Below are 12,888 nucleotides of genomic sequence, written 5' to 3' on the forward strand. Positions count from 1 at the left end.
CTTTCGCGTGGGTGACTAGCTTGGCGGTGGCGCGCCCCGGCGCCTGCCCCCATGGAACATACGGCTCACTCTCCGGCCCTCTCCGTCGCCCTCGCGCTCGTCGCGGGGATGTTGGCTCAGATCCTCGCCCGGCACCTCAGTGTGCCCGGCATCGTGTTGCTCCTGGCCGCCGGGGTGGTGCTCGGCCCCGAGGCCCTCGGGTTGGTGCAGCCCGCGTCCCTCGGGGGCGCCCTGCACGTCCTGGTGAGCTTCTCGGTCGCGGTCATCCTCTTCGAAGGTGCTTTGAGCCTCAACCTTCGGCGGTTGCAGAAGGAGGTCACCGTCATCCGCCAGCTCGTCACCGTGGGGGCCCTGGTGACGGCGGCGGGAGGGGCGCTCGCGGGCCACTGGATCATGGGCTGGGGCTGGCGCAACGCGCTGCTCTTCGGAACGCTGGTGATGGTGACGGGGCCCACCGTCATCAACCCGCTGCTGCGCCGCATCCGCGTGGTCCGGCCGGTGGAGACCGTGCTGGAGGCCGAGGGCATCTTCGTGGACGCGGTGGGCGCCATCACCGCCGTGGTGGCCCTGGAGGTGGCGCTGCGGCCGCCCTCGGAGGCCCTGTCCACGTTCCTCCGGGAGCTGGCGCTGCGCTGGGGGGTGGGGCTGGGGCTGGGGCTGGTGGCCGGTGTGCTCATTGCGCGGGGGCTGAAGTCCGAGCGGTGGGTTCCCGAGGAGTTGAACAACGTCTTCAGCCTCTCCCTGGTGCTGGGGCTCTTTCAGATCAGCGGGGCGCTGGCCCCGGACAGCGGTGTGGTGGCGGTCATCATGGCCGGGCTGGTGGTGGGCAATGCCGGCGTCACCGTGCGGCGCGAGCTGCTCGTCTTCAAGGAACAGCTCACGGTGTTGCTGATTGGCATGCTGTTCGTCCTGCTCGCCGCGGACGTGCGGCTCCGGGAGGTGGTGGCGCTGGGCTGGCGGGGGCTCCTCACCGTGGGGCTGCTCATGGTGCTGGTCCGGCCGCTGGCGGTGGCGGTGTCCACGCGCGGCTCCAAGCTCTCATGGCGCGAGCGCGGCTTCATCGCCTGGCTGGGGCCCCGGGGCATCGTGGCCGCGGCGGTGGCCTCCCTGTTCGCCACGCGGCTGGAGGCCGGGGGCGTGGAGGGCGGGCCCGCGCTCCGGGCGCTGGTGTTCCTGGTCATCGGGATGACGGTGGTGTTGCAGGGGCTCAGTGGCGGGTGGGTGGCGGGCCTCCTGGGCGTCCGCCGGAGCGCTCCGGGCGGCTACGTGTTGCTGGGGGCCAACGGGCTCGGGCGTCTGGTGGGGCGGGCGCTGCGGGCCGCGGGGGCGCGGGTGACGCTGGTGGATGTGGGCACGGAGGCTTGCCGGCGCGCGGAGCAGGAGGGCTTTCAGGTGCTCTTCGGGGATGGGCTGGAGGAGCGCACGCTCCTGCGCGCTCAGCCCGAGGGGCGCGAGGGCTTCGTGGGGCTGACCCTCAACGAGGCGGTGAACCTGCTCTTCGCGCAGAAGGTGCGGGAGCTCGACCGCAAGGTGCGGCCGGTGGTGGCCTTGCACCGGGGCCACCTGGGGGTGCGCAAGGAGCACGCGGGCGAGCACGGCCGTGTCCTCTTCGGAGACGAGCGCAACCTGGACCAGTGGGCCACCTGGTCCGACAAGGGGCAGATCCTCCTGGAGCGCTGGCGGCTCGTGGCCCCCCAGGTGGGCTCCTCGGCGCCGAGCGCGGAAGGCGCGCTGGAGGAGCTGCTGCTGCCGGTGTTGCTGCTGCGCGAGGGCCGGGCACAGCTCTATGACAACGCCGCCGTCCCGGTGGGAGGCGACGCCGTGGACTATGCCTTCCACACCGAGCGGGCGGAGGCGGCCCGCGCCTGGCTGGAGGCCCATGGCTGGCGCCGCGAGGTGGAGGCCCCGGAAGAGGCCGTGGGTGTCACCGGACTGACACCGAAATTCGGCCAATCGTGACGAAGCGCATGCATCCGCCTGGGTGACGGTTCTCCGCGCTGCACCTCGGGTGCAAGGGAGAACACATGCGTGGATGGAAGGTTCCGGTCATCGGTGTCCTGGTGGCGTGCGGCTTGACCGCGGCGGGCTGCGGAGTGGAGGCGCCGGCGGAAGCAGGGCGCGAGTGGCTCTCGGAGGAAGCCCAGGCGGCCACGGGCGTGCAGAGCACCGTGTTCCAGGATGGTGTCTCGCCGTCCTCGGGCTACGCGGGAACGCGCGATGCGATGATCGAAGAGGAGCGCTTCGGGGCCAACCATGGCGGTGACACCAGCCTCTCGGCCAGCGGGGACACGCCCGCGGGAAGCGGCAACGAGAACTACATCCTGTTGCAGTGGGATGTGTCGAGCATCCCCGCCCAGGCGATCGTCCGGTCCGCGTCCATCTCCGTCACGGTGTCGGACAAGGCGGATCAGTCCTATGGCTTCTATGAGCTGACGCGCGCCTGGAATGAAAGCCAGGTGACGTGGGAGAAGGCAGACAGCAGCCACGCCTGGGCCTCGAAGGGCGCCGATGGCAGTGGGGACCGGAACACGCTGTCCCTGGGCGCCGTGAAGGCTTCCGCCACGGGCACCTACACCGTGGCCCTGAATGCCTCGGGCCTCGAGGTGGTGCAGAAATGGGTGGCAACCCCCTCGCTCAACCGGGGGCTCATCGTCGCCAACAAGGACAATGACAACCGGTTGGAGATCCGCTCGAGCGAGTACTCCACCAAGTCCGCCCGGCCCCAGCTGACGGTGGTCTGGGAGCTGCCCAGCGGGGAGGAGCCGGGTGGGGGATCGCCCCAGCCCGGGACGTACGCAGGGACTTGCGATGGTTCAGGGGGCGCCTGGATCGACGCCAACCATTTCTTGAACTTCAACGATGAATCGCAGACCGCGCGCATCTTCCGCCAGGGGAGTCAGGCGTCCGCCGTTCAGAGCAAGGAGCTGAGCAGCGCGCTGGGAATCTCCTCATCGGCCGAGGCGGACTTCGAGGATGCCGCGCGCGTGGGCAACCGCATCTATGTCACCACCTCGCATGCCCGGAACAAGGACGGAGAGCTGCAGACGTCCCGCTACAAGTTCTTCGCCCTGGATGTGTCGGGCACGGTGCCCAGTGCCTCGCTTCAAATCGCGGGCGTCTCCTCGAACCTGCTGAAGGACATGCTGAACCCAGCCAACTGGCTCCAGCCGGACGCTTCGGTCATCGCGTTGCTGGAGGCGCGCTCGCAGCTGTCGAAGGCCACCGTGGCCAACCTGGCTCCCAAGGAGCAGGGCGTCAACATCGAGGGGCTGGCGGCCGTGCCCTCTGGCGCCCTGCTGGTGGGGTTCCGCAATCCGCAGTCGGGCTCGAATGCAATCATCGTCTCGCTGACCAACCCCGCCGCGGTCATCACGGGGGCCAGGGCCCAGTTTGGCCAGGCCTTCCTCGTGAACCTGGGCGGCCAGGGCGTCCGGGGCATGGCATGGTCCGAGGCCCACCAGGCCGTGCTCATCCTCAGTGGGCCGCACGATGAGAGCAACGGACCGTTCGCGCTCTGGAAGTGGGGAGGCGATGCGAGCAGTGTGCCGCAAAAGGTGCTGACGCTGACCGCTCCGTCCGATTCGGCCCCGGAGGCCATCCTCCCCACGCCTGACACGAACGAGGTGCGGATCCTGTTCGACATGGGCTCCCACCTCATCGACGGAGAGGTCTGCAAGGACGCCCCTTCCTCCAGTCAGTTTTTCAGCGACGTGGTTGTCCCGGTAGGCGGGTAAGTTGTAGTTTGCACGTTTTGCTAAGGACTGTTGCCTTGGCAAGGGGGTCGTCGCCATGAAGAGAGGTCTGGTTGCCACGTTGGCCATGCTGGTTTGCGCCTGTGGTGAAGAGGGCACCGAGCGGATGGGGGCGGAAGACAGCTCTCAGACGCTCCTGGGCGGGAGCGCCAGCCTGGCGCAGCCTTCGCCCACCTCTCTTCCAAAGCCCACCGGCCCCTGTCCCGAATTTCAGGAGGGGACGCTGACGTTCCAGCCCGCGGGCATTCCGGCACGCAGCGTCCGCATCTGGATGTCGGATGCGGCCAAGACGCTGGACGGTCCGCTCGTCTTCTACTGGCACGGCACGGGCAGCCAGCCGGCGGAGGCCAGCACGGGCATCGGTGCGGAGCAGATCGCCGCCATCAAGGCGCAGGGCGGGATGGTCGCGGCGCCCACGCGGGATCCTTCCTCGGGTACGTTCCCGTGGTTCTACGTCACGTCCACGTCCCGTGACGATGACCTGCGGGTGGCGGACGAAGTCCTGGCCTGTGCCATTCAGAAAGTGGGAGTCGATGTGCGCCGGATTCACAGCATGGGCATGAGCGCGGGCGGCTTGAACACGACACAGATGAGCTACCGCCGCTCGGGATACATCGCGAGCGTGGTGACCTACTCGGGCGGAAAGGTCTCCACCATCCCCACGCAAGACACGTCGAACAAGTTCGCCGCGATGATCTTCCACGGCGGCCCGTCCGACCAGGTCATCATCAACTTCCAGACGGCAAGCCAGAACTACGCCGCCGATCTGAAGGCCAAGTCGCAGTTCTCGATGATCTGCAACCACGGCAATGGGCACACCATCCCTACCGCTGCTCGCGCGGCGGTCTGGCAGTTCCTCCAGGCGCATCCCTACGGCACGGTGCCGTCGCCGTACGCGGGAGGGTTGCCAGCCTCCATGCCGGCCTACTGTCAGCTCTGAGCTGCGCCCCGGTGGTGGTCACCGCGAGGGGGAGGCCACCAGGGCTTCCACCACCGCGAAGTTGTGTGGCCCTCCCGGCATGACGCTCTCGGCCGCCAGCGTCAAGGCTGTCGCCGTTCCGGGCACCGTGTTCCGGGGCGTCTCCCAGCGCACGGTGAAGGTGCCGGTTTCCCCGGGGCCCAGGACGAGCGAGCTGGGCGTGACCCGCGCGGGGAAGCGTGGGTCCGCCAGGAGCATGGGACGGAAGGTGTTCACCGCACCGGAGTTGTGGACCTGGAAGACCAGGGACGCGGCCGTGCCCGGCGTGAGTGTTTGGGCGGCAGGGCCCACGACCCGCACCGGCTGAGGCCCCCGCGCCGTGGCCAGGGCCCGCTGATAGGGCTCTCCCCCGCGCGTGGTCCCCACGGCGTAGACGGCAAACGGGGAGGAGGGCAGGTCCACGGGCCCGAAGAACTCCAGCGGAGCGCCACCGGGCTCCGGGGCCAGCGCGAGCGTCTGGAGGAGCCCGCCTGCCTGGGAGCGCAGCTCGAACCGCGTGGAGGCCAGATCTCCGGAGAGCCGCGCCTGGGCGAACGCGCCAGCGCTCAGGGGCAAGCCCACCAGCGGGGCATAGCCCTGGTGTCCAGGACGGCCAAAGGGCTCGACGAGCTCGAAGCGTTCGAACCGCAAGGCGCTTTCGCCTGAGACCCGGAAGGAGAACCCACCCGAGGGCGTCATCGAGGCCGTCCAGGTGCCGGGCTGCGGGTTTACCACCGTCACCAGCATTCCCGTCGAGAGGGGGATCTTCCGTACTCCGGGCTCCACTCCCAGCAGGGGCAGCCCATTGGGCTGAGTAAGGCGCAGGGAGGTGCTCCCGCTCACGGAGAACGTCACCTGGGACAAGGAGGAGTCCACGGGCACGGCGAAGGTCTTGCTGCCGCCCTGGGGCTCCACCACCGACAGGAGCTCCACCGCGTTGGCGCGAACGGTGGCATCCACGAAGTGGAAGAGGCCCAGCGCATCCAGGGCCCGGAGCTGGAAGAACTGCCCTCCGGTCTCCGAAGCGAGGCGCCGGTAGACCGCGTCGCCCCCACACGCGCCGGCCTGGAACACATGAATCCGTGCGTCCCGTTTCCGGGCCAGCCCGCTGACGGCGGAGGCCAGGGCCTCGTCCCCGGCGCTGGAGCGGGTGAAGACGAAGAGGTCCACGCCTTGACCGGCGGTCCCGAGCGCCTGGAGCACCGCCGTCATGGACGGGCCCGAGCAGGTGCCCCCGCCGCCCGTCTTCAAGGACGTGAGCGCGCGTTTGAACTCGCGTGCATCTCCCATCGCGCCCAGGGCACCCGTGGAGGTGCTTGGAAACGGCACCAGGATGTACCGCGAGGGCTCCTGCTCCGTGCCCATCCGGGCGTCGATGATCCGCGAAGCCTCCCGGACGAGCTGGGAGAGCAGGCCTCCTTCCCAGCCACCCGAGGTATCGAGGACCAGGGCCAGCGCCGGGCCCACGCCGAACAGGAGCCTGCGCTGGTGTTCGGTGAGCGGGGCCACGAGGTCCCGGATGAATTGCTTGCTCGCCTCCAGGGCGGAGGCCGCCGCGGCGCCGTGCAGGCCGAAATGAGGGGACAGGAGCTGCAGCGCGCTGTCCTTGTTGATGCCCCCGAAAGGACCGGGCCCCGTGTCGAAGGGGCCGCCATGGCGGCACTTGGTGGGAACCGCGGGGACCTCGTTCTCTCCCCCATAGAAGCCCGTGGTCAGCAGCGGGGTCAGCAGGTTGTCCCCACAATCGACGAGGAGGCTCCCGTCCGAGAGGAGGACCCACTCGCAGGCCTTGCACGTGGGCGCATCCGCCGCGGCAGGAGGAGGCAGGGCCTCTCCGGGACGCCACAAGCTGGGAAGGGCTCCGGAGCGGCCCGACTCGATCCAGTTCGAGTGCGAGTAGAAGTCTTGCAGGGTATGCAGGGCCTGTCCGAGCTGGCGCCGGGCGGCCGTGGCATCCTCGGCCCTCAGGGACTCCCGGACGCCCTCGAAGAGCGTGACGAGCCGCTGTTTGCCCGCCGCGAAGCTCTCCCCATCGAAGTGCTTGAAGCCATTTGTCTGGTCGTCATCGACCTCGGCGTTGGCCTTCGAGACCTCCTGGGAGGCCTGTTTCATCGCCAGGGTGGGGTGGGACAGGGCGAAGAGCTCCTGGGCAAGATCCTCCAGGGTCTCCTCGGTCAGGTCTTGATGCGTCACCCCGGCCCCGCCGAGGCCACACCGCACCCCATTGGTCGGACAGAACGCCTGGACGGAGGGACTCACCAGCAGGGCCAGCGCGACCGCCAGCCAAGACCCACAACGCAAGAAAGGCCGAGAACGCATGCGCGGGCATGAGTAGGTCCCCGGTCTCGCCTTGGACACGGGTCCGCCCTGGATCTTGTGCGGGAAGCGTTCAAGGCCAGACGCTCGCGAGAGGGCATGGGTCCGGTTCACTCCCTCGGGTGGCAGTCAGGCGAGCACTCCGTGTTCACCCACCGTGGTGGCCCCCGGGTGCCATCGCCAGATTCCAAGAAACTTTGATGCTCACAAGGAGCAGCCCTCACGATGAAGGCCATCTGCTGGCACGGTCACGGTGACGTTCGCTATGAAACCGCTCCGGATCCGTCCATTGAAGATCCGCGTGACGCGATCATCCGGGTGACCCGTACCGCCATCTGTGGCTCGGACCTGCACCTGCTGGACGGCTACATGCCGACCATGAAGAGCGGGGACGTGCTTGGCCATGAGTTCATGGGCGAGGTGGTGGAGACCGGCTCGGGTGTCACCAAGCTCAAGAAGGGCGACCGGGTCATCGTGCCCTTCGCCATCGCGTGCGGCGAGTGCTTCTTCTGCCAGAAGACGCTCTTCTCGCTGTGTGACCGCTCGAACCGCAACGCGGAGATCGCCGCCAAGGTGATGGGCTATTCGCCCTCGGGCCTCTTCGGGTACTCGCACATGCTGGGCGGCTTCCCCGGAGGCCAGGCGGAGTACGTGCGCGTGCCCTACGCGGACGTGGGGCCGCTGAAGATTCCCGAGAGCCTCACCGACGAGCAAGTGCTCTTCCTCACGGACATCTTCCCCACCGGCTACATGGCGGCGGAGAACTGCGAGATGGAGAAGGGGGACACCGTGGCGGTGTGGGGCTGCGGGCCCGTGGGCCAGTTCGCCATCCAGAGCGCCTGGATGTTCGGGGCGGGCCGCGTCATCGCCATCGACCATGTGCCCGAGCGGCTCGAGCTGGCGCGCACCTGGGGCAAGGCGGAGGTCATCGACTTCACGAAGCAGGATGTCTTCGACACGCTGAACGAGATGACGAAGGGCCGGGGCCCGGACCGCTGCATCGACTCGGTGGGCGCCGAGGCCCATGGCACCGGGAGCTTCGACGCGGTCATCGACAAGGCCAAGGCGGCGGTGAAACTCGCGACGGACCGGCCGCATGCGCTGCGCCAGGCCATCCACTGCTGCCGCAAGGGTGGAACGGTCTCCATCCCGGGCGTCTACATCGGCTTCCTGGACAAGATTCCCTTTGGCTCCTTCGTCAACAAGGGCCTGACCATGAAGACGGGGCAGACGCACGTGCAGCGCTACACCCGTCCGCTGCTGGAGAAGATCCAGTCCGGAGCCATCGATCCCACCCGGCTCGTCACCCACCGGGCGAAGCTGTCCGACGCGCCCGCGCTCTACAAGAAATTCCGCGACAAGGAAGACGGCTGCATCAAGGTGGTCCTCACGCCTTGATGCAGAGCAGAGGGCTTGTTCAGGAGGCGCCTCTGCGGAGATAGGTCTCGATGACCCGGTTCAGCTTCTCCGGGGCCGACAGGTGGGGATGGTGGCCCACCTCGTCCTCCAGGGGGGCCGGTTCCGCATAGGGAATGTGGTGGGCCACGTACCGGGTCACGGCTGGCGGCACGGCGAAATCTTCCGCGGTCTGCACGGCGAGGGTGGGCACCTTCAGCCGGGGCAGGTCCGCGCGGTGATCCGACTGGAAGACGGTGCGCAGCATGGACAGGGCGAGGTCTGGGCGCATGGCCTGAAGCGAGCGGAGGAGCTCCGCGATCAGCTCGGGCCTTCCGGGAATGGAGGCGCTGGCGAAGCCGCTCGCCCAGGCTGGAAACTGGGATGACACGGCGGCGTAGAGCGCGTCCAGCTGCGGCTGCTCGAAGCCACCGAAGTAGTCCTCGGCCGGGTCGTTGAGGTAACGGGGGGAGACGCCCACCAGGATGAGCCGCTGGAAGCGGTGAGGCGCCTTCGTGGCCGCGAGCACCCCCACCATGCCGCCAAAGGAGTGGCCGACCCACGTGCAGCGGGAGAGCTTCAGCGCTTCGCACAGCTCCAGCGCGTCCTCCGCATAGCCGTGGAGGCTGTTGTGGCGCTGCGGGTTGTAGGCATGGACGTCGGACTGGCCACTGCCCACGTGGTCGAAGAGGACGATGCGATACCGGTCCTGGAAGGCCGCGACCTGGTGCCGCCAGGCCTGCTGATTGGCGCCGAACCCGTGCGCGAAGATGAGCGTTTCCGGGCCCTGGCCCAGCACATGGACGTGATTGCGCTGCTGAATGGATGGCTTCATGTTTCCCCCCCTGAAAGACTGGCGAAAGAATGACGGAGCAGGAGTTTCAGGGGCCAGCGCGTCGCTTGAATGCCTGTCACGTAGGCGACAGTCCCCCCGGATGTAACGCGGCAGAGGGCCCATGCGTAAGGAGACGGGAAAGGGAGAACCGTCATGCCGTCTCGCTCCACACGCCTCATGCTGCTTGCGCTGTCCGTCACCTGGGGAGGCGCGGGGGCCCTGGCGTCCGCGCCTGCCTCCCAGGATGCGGTGAAGCCGTCTGCCCGGGCCACCGCCCTCTTCGCCGGAGGCTGCTTCTGGTCCATGGAACTGGCCTTCGACAAGACGCCGGGCGTGGTGTCCGCCACTTCGGGCTACTCGGGGGGAACGGTGGCGAACCCCACCTATGACTTGGTGTCCGACGGAACCACGGGCCATGCCGAGTCCGTGCAGGTGGTCTACGACCCGGCCCAGGTGAGCTACGCGCAGTTGTTGGAGGTCTTCTGGCACAACGTGGACCCGTTTACGGCCAATGCCCAGTTCTGTGACCGGGGCACCGAGTACCGCACCGCCATCTTCTTCCTGGACGCGGAGCAGCAGCGGCTCGCCGAGGCGTCCAAGCGGCGGATCGAGGCGTCGGGGCGCTTCCAGCAGCCGATCGTGACCCAGATCGCCCCGGCCTCCGCCTTCTATCCGGCCGAGGAGTACCACCAGGACTACGCACGGAAAAATCCCGGGCGCTACCAGTCCTACCGCGTTGGTTGTGGCCGCGATGCTCACCTGAAGGCACTCTGGGGAGACGAGGCGCCGAAGAAGTGAGCCCCGGGGCAGGGGAGTGACGGCCGTTGGACCGCGGGCCATGTGCCGCGTGGACAGCGCCGGAGAGCCGCGCTAAGGCCGGGGCATGGTTTCGAGCCCTACGCGCTCCGCCCCCGTCCTGACGCTGATCGACGCCTCCAGCTTCATCTTCCGCGCCTACCACGCGGTGCCCCCGCTCTCCACGAGCAAGGGGGTGCCCACCAACGCCGTGCTGGGCTTCACGCGCATGGTGCTCAAGGCGCTGAAGGATCTGGAGCCCACTCACCTCGCGCTCGCCTTCGACAAGGACAGCCGCGCCGAGAGGCAGAAGATCGATCCCAACTACAAGGCCCACCGCGAAGGGCCTCCCGAGGACCTGGTTCCCCAGTTCGCGCTCATCCGCAAGGTGGCGGAGGCGCTCAACCTGCCCATCCTCGAGGTGCCGGGCTGGGAGGCGGACGACGTCATCGGCACGCTGGCCGCGCGCGCCAAGGCCGAGGGCTTCTGCGTCCAGGTGGTGACGGGGGACAAGGACTTCATCCAGATCGTCGATGAGGACGTGCGCCTCTTCGATCCGATGAAGGACGTCCACACCGGGCCCGCCGAGGTGAAGGAGCGGCTGGGCATCGAGCCCCGGCAGATGCGCGACTACCTGTCGCTCATCGGCGACGCGGTGGACAACGTGCCCAAGGTCCCCGGCATCGGCGACAAGACGGCGGCGGCCCTGCTCCAGCAGTTCGGCGATGTGGACACGATGCTCGCCCGGCTGGACGAGGTGAAGAAGCCGAAGATCCGCGAGGCGATCGCCTCCCACCGCGAGAGCCTGCTCCGCGCCCGGCAGCTGGTGACGTTCAACACGAACCTGGACCTGAAGGTCACCATCCCCGAGCTGGCCCGCCGCCCCATCGACAATGCGCGCGCCCGGCAGCTCTTCACGGAGCTGGAGTTCTTCCGGCTCGTGAATGACCTGCCCGCGGACTCCTCCACGCCGAAGCCCACCGAGCCCGCGGCCCCCATGGCCCCCGTGCAGGTGGTCACCACCGAGGCGGAGCTGAAGACCTGGGCGGACGCGGCCCGCGAGGCAGGCAGCCTCTTCCTCGTGCCCGCCTACGCGGGGCCGCCCGTCTCCGCGCCCCTGGTGGGGCTGGGGCTGGCCCTGGCGGATGGGCGCACCGGCTATGTGCCCCTTCGCCATGACGTGCTCGGCTCGGCGCAGGTGCCGGAGGCGCGCTTTGTCCACGTCATGGGCGGACTGCTCGCCGACCCCGTGGTGAAGAAGGGCGGGCATGATCTCAAGGTGCTCTCGCTGCTCCTCGGCAGCCTGAAGCTGACGCTCCAGGGGGCCCATGACGACGTGGAGCTCTTGAGCTACCTGCTCAACCCCTCGCGCCGCGAGCACGCCTTGGGGGACTTGAGCCGCGAGCGGCTGGGCCTGGAGCTGCCCGCGCTGCCGCCCTCGGCCGAGGGGAAGAAGGGCAGGCCCCTGGCGGAGCACGGCGCGGAGGAGGTGGCCGCGGCGTATGGCGCCCGCGCGGACGCGGCCCGGCGGCTGGCCCCCCGGCTCTGGGAGGAGCTGGAGGCCATCGGGCTGGCGGCGCTGGCGAGGGATCTGGAGCTGCCGCTGCTGCCGATCCTGGCGCGCATGGAGCAGCGCGGGGTGAAGCTGGACACGGCCGTGTTCAAGACCCTGTCCACCCAGGTGGATGCCGAGTGCGAGACGAAGCTCAAGAACATCCACGGGCTCGCGGGGCAGGAGTTCAACGTGGGCTCCAATCCCCAGCTCGCGCAGGTGCTCTACGACAAGCTCAAGCTGCCCATCCTCAAGAAGGGCAAGACGGGCCCCTCCACGGACCAGGAGGTGCTGGAGAAGCTCGCCGAGCAGCACCCCCTGCCGGGCGCCATCCTCGAGTACCGCTCCCTGTCCAAGCTCAAGAGCACCTACCTGGACACGCTTCCGGGGCTGGTGGCCCCGGATGGGCGCATTCACACCACCTACCACCAGGCGGCCACCGCCACCGGGCGCCTGTCCTCGTCGGATCCGAACCTCCAGAACATCCCCGTGCGCACGGAGCTGGGACGGGAGATCCGCCGCGCCTTCGTGGCCGAGCCCGGCCACCAGCTCGTCTCCGCGGACTACAGCCAGGTGGAGCTGCGGCTGCTGGCGCACATCGCCGAGGATCCCGTCCTCCTGGAGGCCTTCCAGCATGACGAGGACATCCACAGCCGCACGGCGGCGGAGATCTTCGGCGTGCCGCCGGACCAGGTGGATCGGGACCAGCGCCGGGTGGCCAAGACGGTCAACTTCGGCATCGCCTACGGCCTGTCACCGCACGGCTTGTCCACCCGCCTGAGCATCTCCGTGGAGGAGGCGCGGGACATCATCGAGCGCTACTTCACCCGCTACGCTGGCATCCGCCGCTACCTGGAGGAGACGGTCGAGCGGGCACGCAAGACGGGTTACGTTGAGACGATGTTCGGCCGCCGGCGGCTGATGGCGGACCTGAACTCGAAGAACCGGGCCGTGGCCCAGGCCGCCGAGCGGGCCGCCATCAACATGCCCATCCAGGGCACCGCGGCGGACCTCATCAAGAAGGCCATGCTGGCGGTGGACACGGCGCTCGCGAAGGAGCGGCTGTCCACGGTGATGTTGCTCCAGGTGCACGACGAACTGCTCTTCGAGGCCCCGGAGGCCGAGGTGGACCGGGTGAAGGAGCTGGCGCGCCAGTGCATGTCCTCGGTGGCCACCCTCAAGGTTCCCCTCAAGGTGGAAGTGGGGGCGGGCAAGACGTGGGCGGACGCCCACTAAAAAAACAGGAGGGAGTGTCCACCCCCGAGGACACTCCCTCCCGCACCCT

General features: G+C 68.6%; 8 protein-coding genes. 6 read left to right on the forward strand and 2 right to left on the reverse strand.

Annotated elements, in window-relative coordinates:
• The first annotated feature begins 51 nt into the window (after positions 1-51).
• The 3 genes from KY661_RS34440 (at position 52) to KY661_RS34450 (ending at position 4,692) form a co-directional block, all read left to right on the forward strand.
• Positions 52-1,959 (forward strand): cation:proton antiporter, encoded by a 1,908-nt coding sequence (locus KY661_RS34440; RefSeq protein WP_225414221.1) that lies wholly within the window; start codon positions 52-54, stop codon positions 1,957-1,959.
• 65 nt (positions 1,960-2,024) lie between these two features.
• Positions 2,025-3,734 carry a DUF3616 domain-containing protein gene (locus KY661_RS34445; RefSeq protein WP_225414222.1) on the forward strand — a complete coding sequence of 570 codons (1,710 nt, stop codon included), beginning with the start codon at positions 2,025-2,027 and terminating at the stop codon, positions 3,732-3,734.
• A gap of 55 nt (positions 3,735-3,789) precedes the next feature.
• Positions 3,790-4,692, forward strand: coding sequence for a hypothetical protein (locus KY661_RS34450; RefSeq protein ID WP_225414223.1), 903 nt, complete (start codon positions 3,790-3,792; stop codon positions 4,690-4,692).
• Positions 4,693-4,710: 18 nt separating this feature from the next.
• Here KY661_RS34450 and KY661_RS34455 read toward each other — a convergent pair whose 3' ends face one another.
• Entirely contained in the window at positions 4,711-6,903 is a 2,193-nt protein-coding gene (locus KY661_RS34455; RefSeq protein ID WP_225414224.1) for an HET-C-related protein, read from the reverse strand.
• A gap of 348 nt (positions 6,904-7,251) precedes the next feature.
• Between KY661_RS34455 and KY661_RS34460 the strand changes: the two genes are divergently transcribed.
• Complete coding sequence (locus KY661_RS34460) at positions 7,252-8,424, forward strand: zinc-dependent alcohol dehydrogenase (protein WP_225414225.1); 1,173 nt, start codon at positions 7,252-7,254, stop codon at positions 8,422-8,424.
• A 19-nt stretch (positions 8,425-8,443) separates the two neighbouring features.
• Here the strand turns inward: KY661_RS34460 and KY661_RS34465 are convergent, their stop codons facing one another.
• Positions 8,444-9,256 carry an alpha/beta fold hydrolase gene (locus tag KY661_RS34465; RefSeq protein ID WP_225414226.1) on the reverse strand — a complete coding sequence of 271 codons (813 nt, stop codon included), beginning with the start codon at positions 9,254-9,256 and terminating at the stop codon, positions 8,444-8,446.
• 153 nt (positions 9,257-9,409) lie between these two features.
• Here KY661_RS34465 and msrA point away from each other — a divergent pair, with 153 nt between their 5' ends.
• Positions 9,410-10,054 (forward strand): peptide-methionine (S)-S-oxide reductase MsrA, encoded by a 645-nt coding sequence (msrA, locus tag KY661_RS34470; protein WP_225414227.1) that lies wholly within the window; start codon positions 9,410-9,412, stop codon positions 10,052-10,054.
• An 85-nt stretch (positions 10,055-10,139) separates the two neighbouring features.
• On the forward strand, positions 10,140-12,839 hold the full coding sequence (gene polA / locus KY661_RS34475; protein WP_225414228.1) for a DNA polymerase I: 2,700 nt from the start codon (positions 10,140-10,142) through the stop codon (positions 12,837-12,839).
• Positions 12,840-12,888: the final 49 nt, after the last annotated feature.

The organism is Allostigmatella hybrida, assembly GCF_020103775.1.
GTDB lineage: Bacteria > Myxococcota > Myxococcia > Myxococcales > Myxococcaceae > Hyalangium > Hyalangium aurantiaca.

Excerpts from the sequence above, each read along its gene's own strand:
- KY661_RS34440 (WP_225414221.1), top strand. The coding sequence starts at position 52 with ATGGAACATACGGCTCACTCTCCGGCCCTCTCCGTCGCCCTCGCGCTC.
- KY661_RS34445 (WP_225414222.1), top strand. The coding sequence starts at position 2,025 with ATGCGTGGATGGAAGGTTCCGGTCATCGGTGTCCTGGTGGCGTGCGGC.
- KY661_RS34450 (WP_225414223.1), top strand. The coding sequence starts at position 3,790 with ATGAAGAGAGGTCTGGTTGCCACGTTGGCCATGCTGGTTTGCGCCTGT.
- KY661_RS34460 (WP_225414225.1), top strand. The coding sequence starts at position 7,252 with ATGAAGGCCATCTGCTGGCACGGTCACGGTGACGTTCGCTATGAAACC.
- KY661_RS34465 (WP_225414226.1), bottom strand. The coding sequence starts at position 9,256 with ATGAAGCCATCCATTCAGCAGCGCAATCACGTCCATGTGCTGGGCCAG.
- msrA (WP_225414227.1), top strand. The coding sequence starts at position 9,410 with ATGCCGTCTCGCTCCACACGCCTCATGCTGCTTGCGCTGTCCGTCACC.
- polA (WP_225414228.1), top strand. The coding sequence starts at position 10,140 with ATGGTTTCGAGCCCTACGCGCTCCGCCCCCGTCCTGACGCTGATCGAC.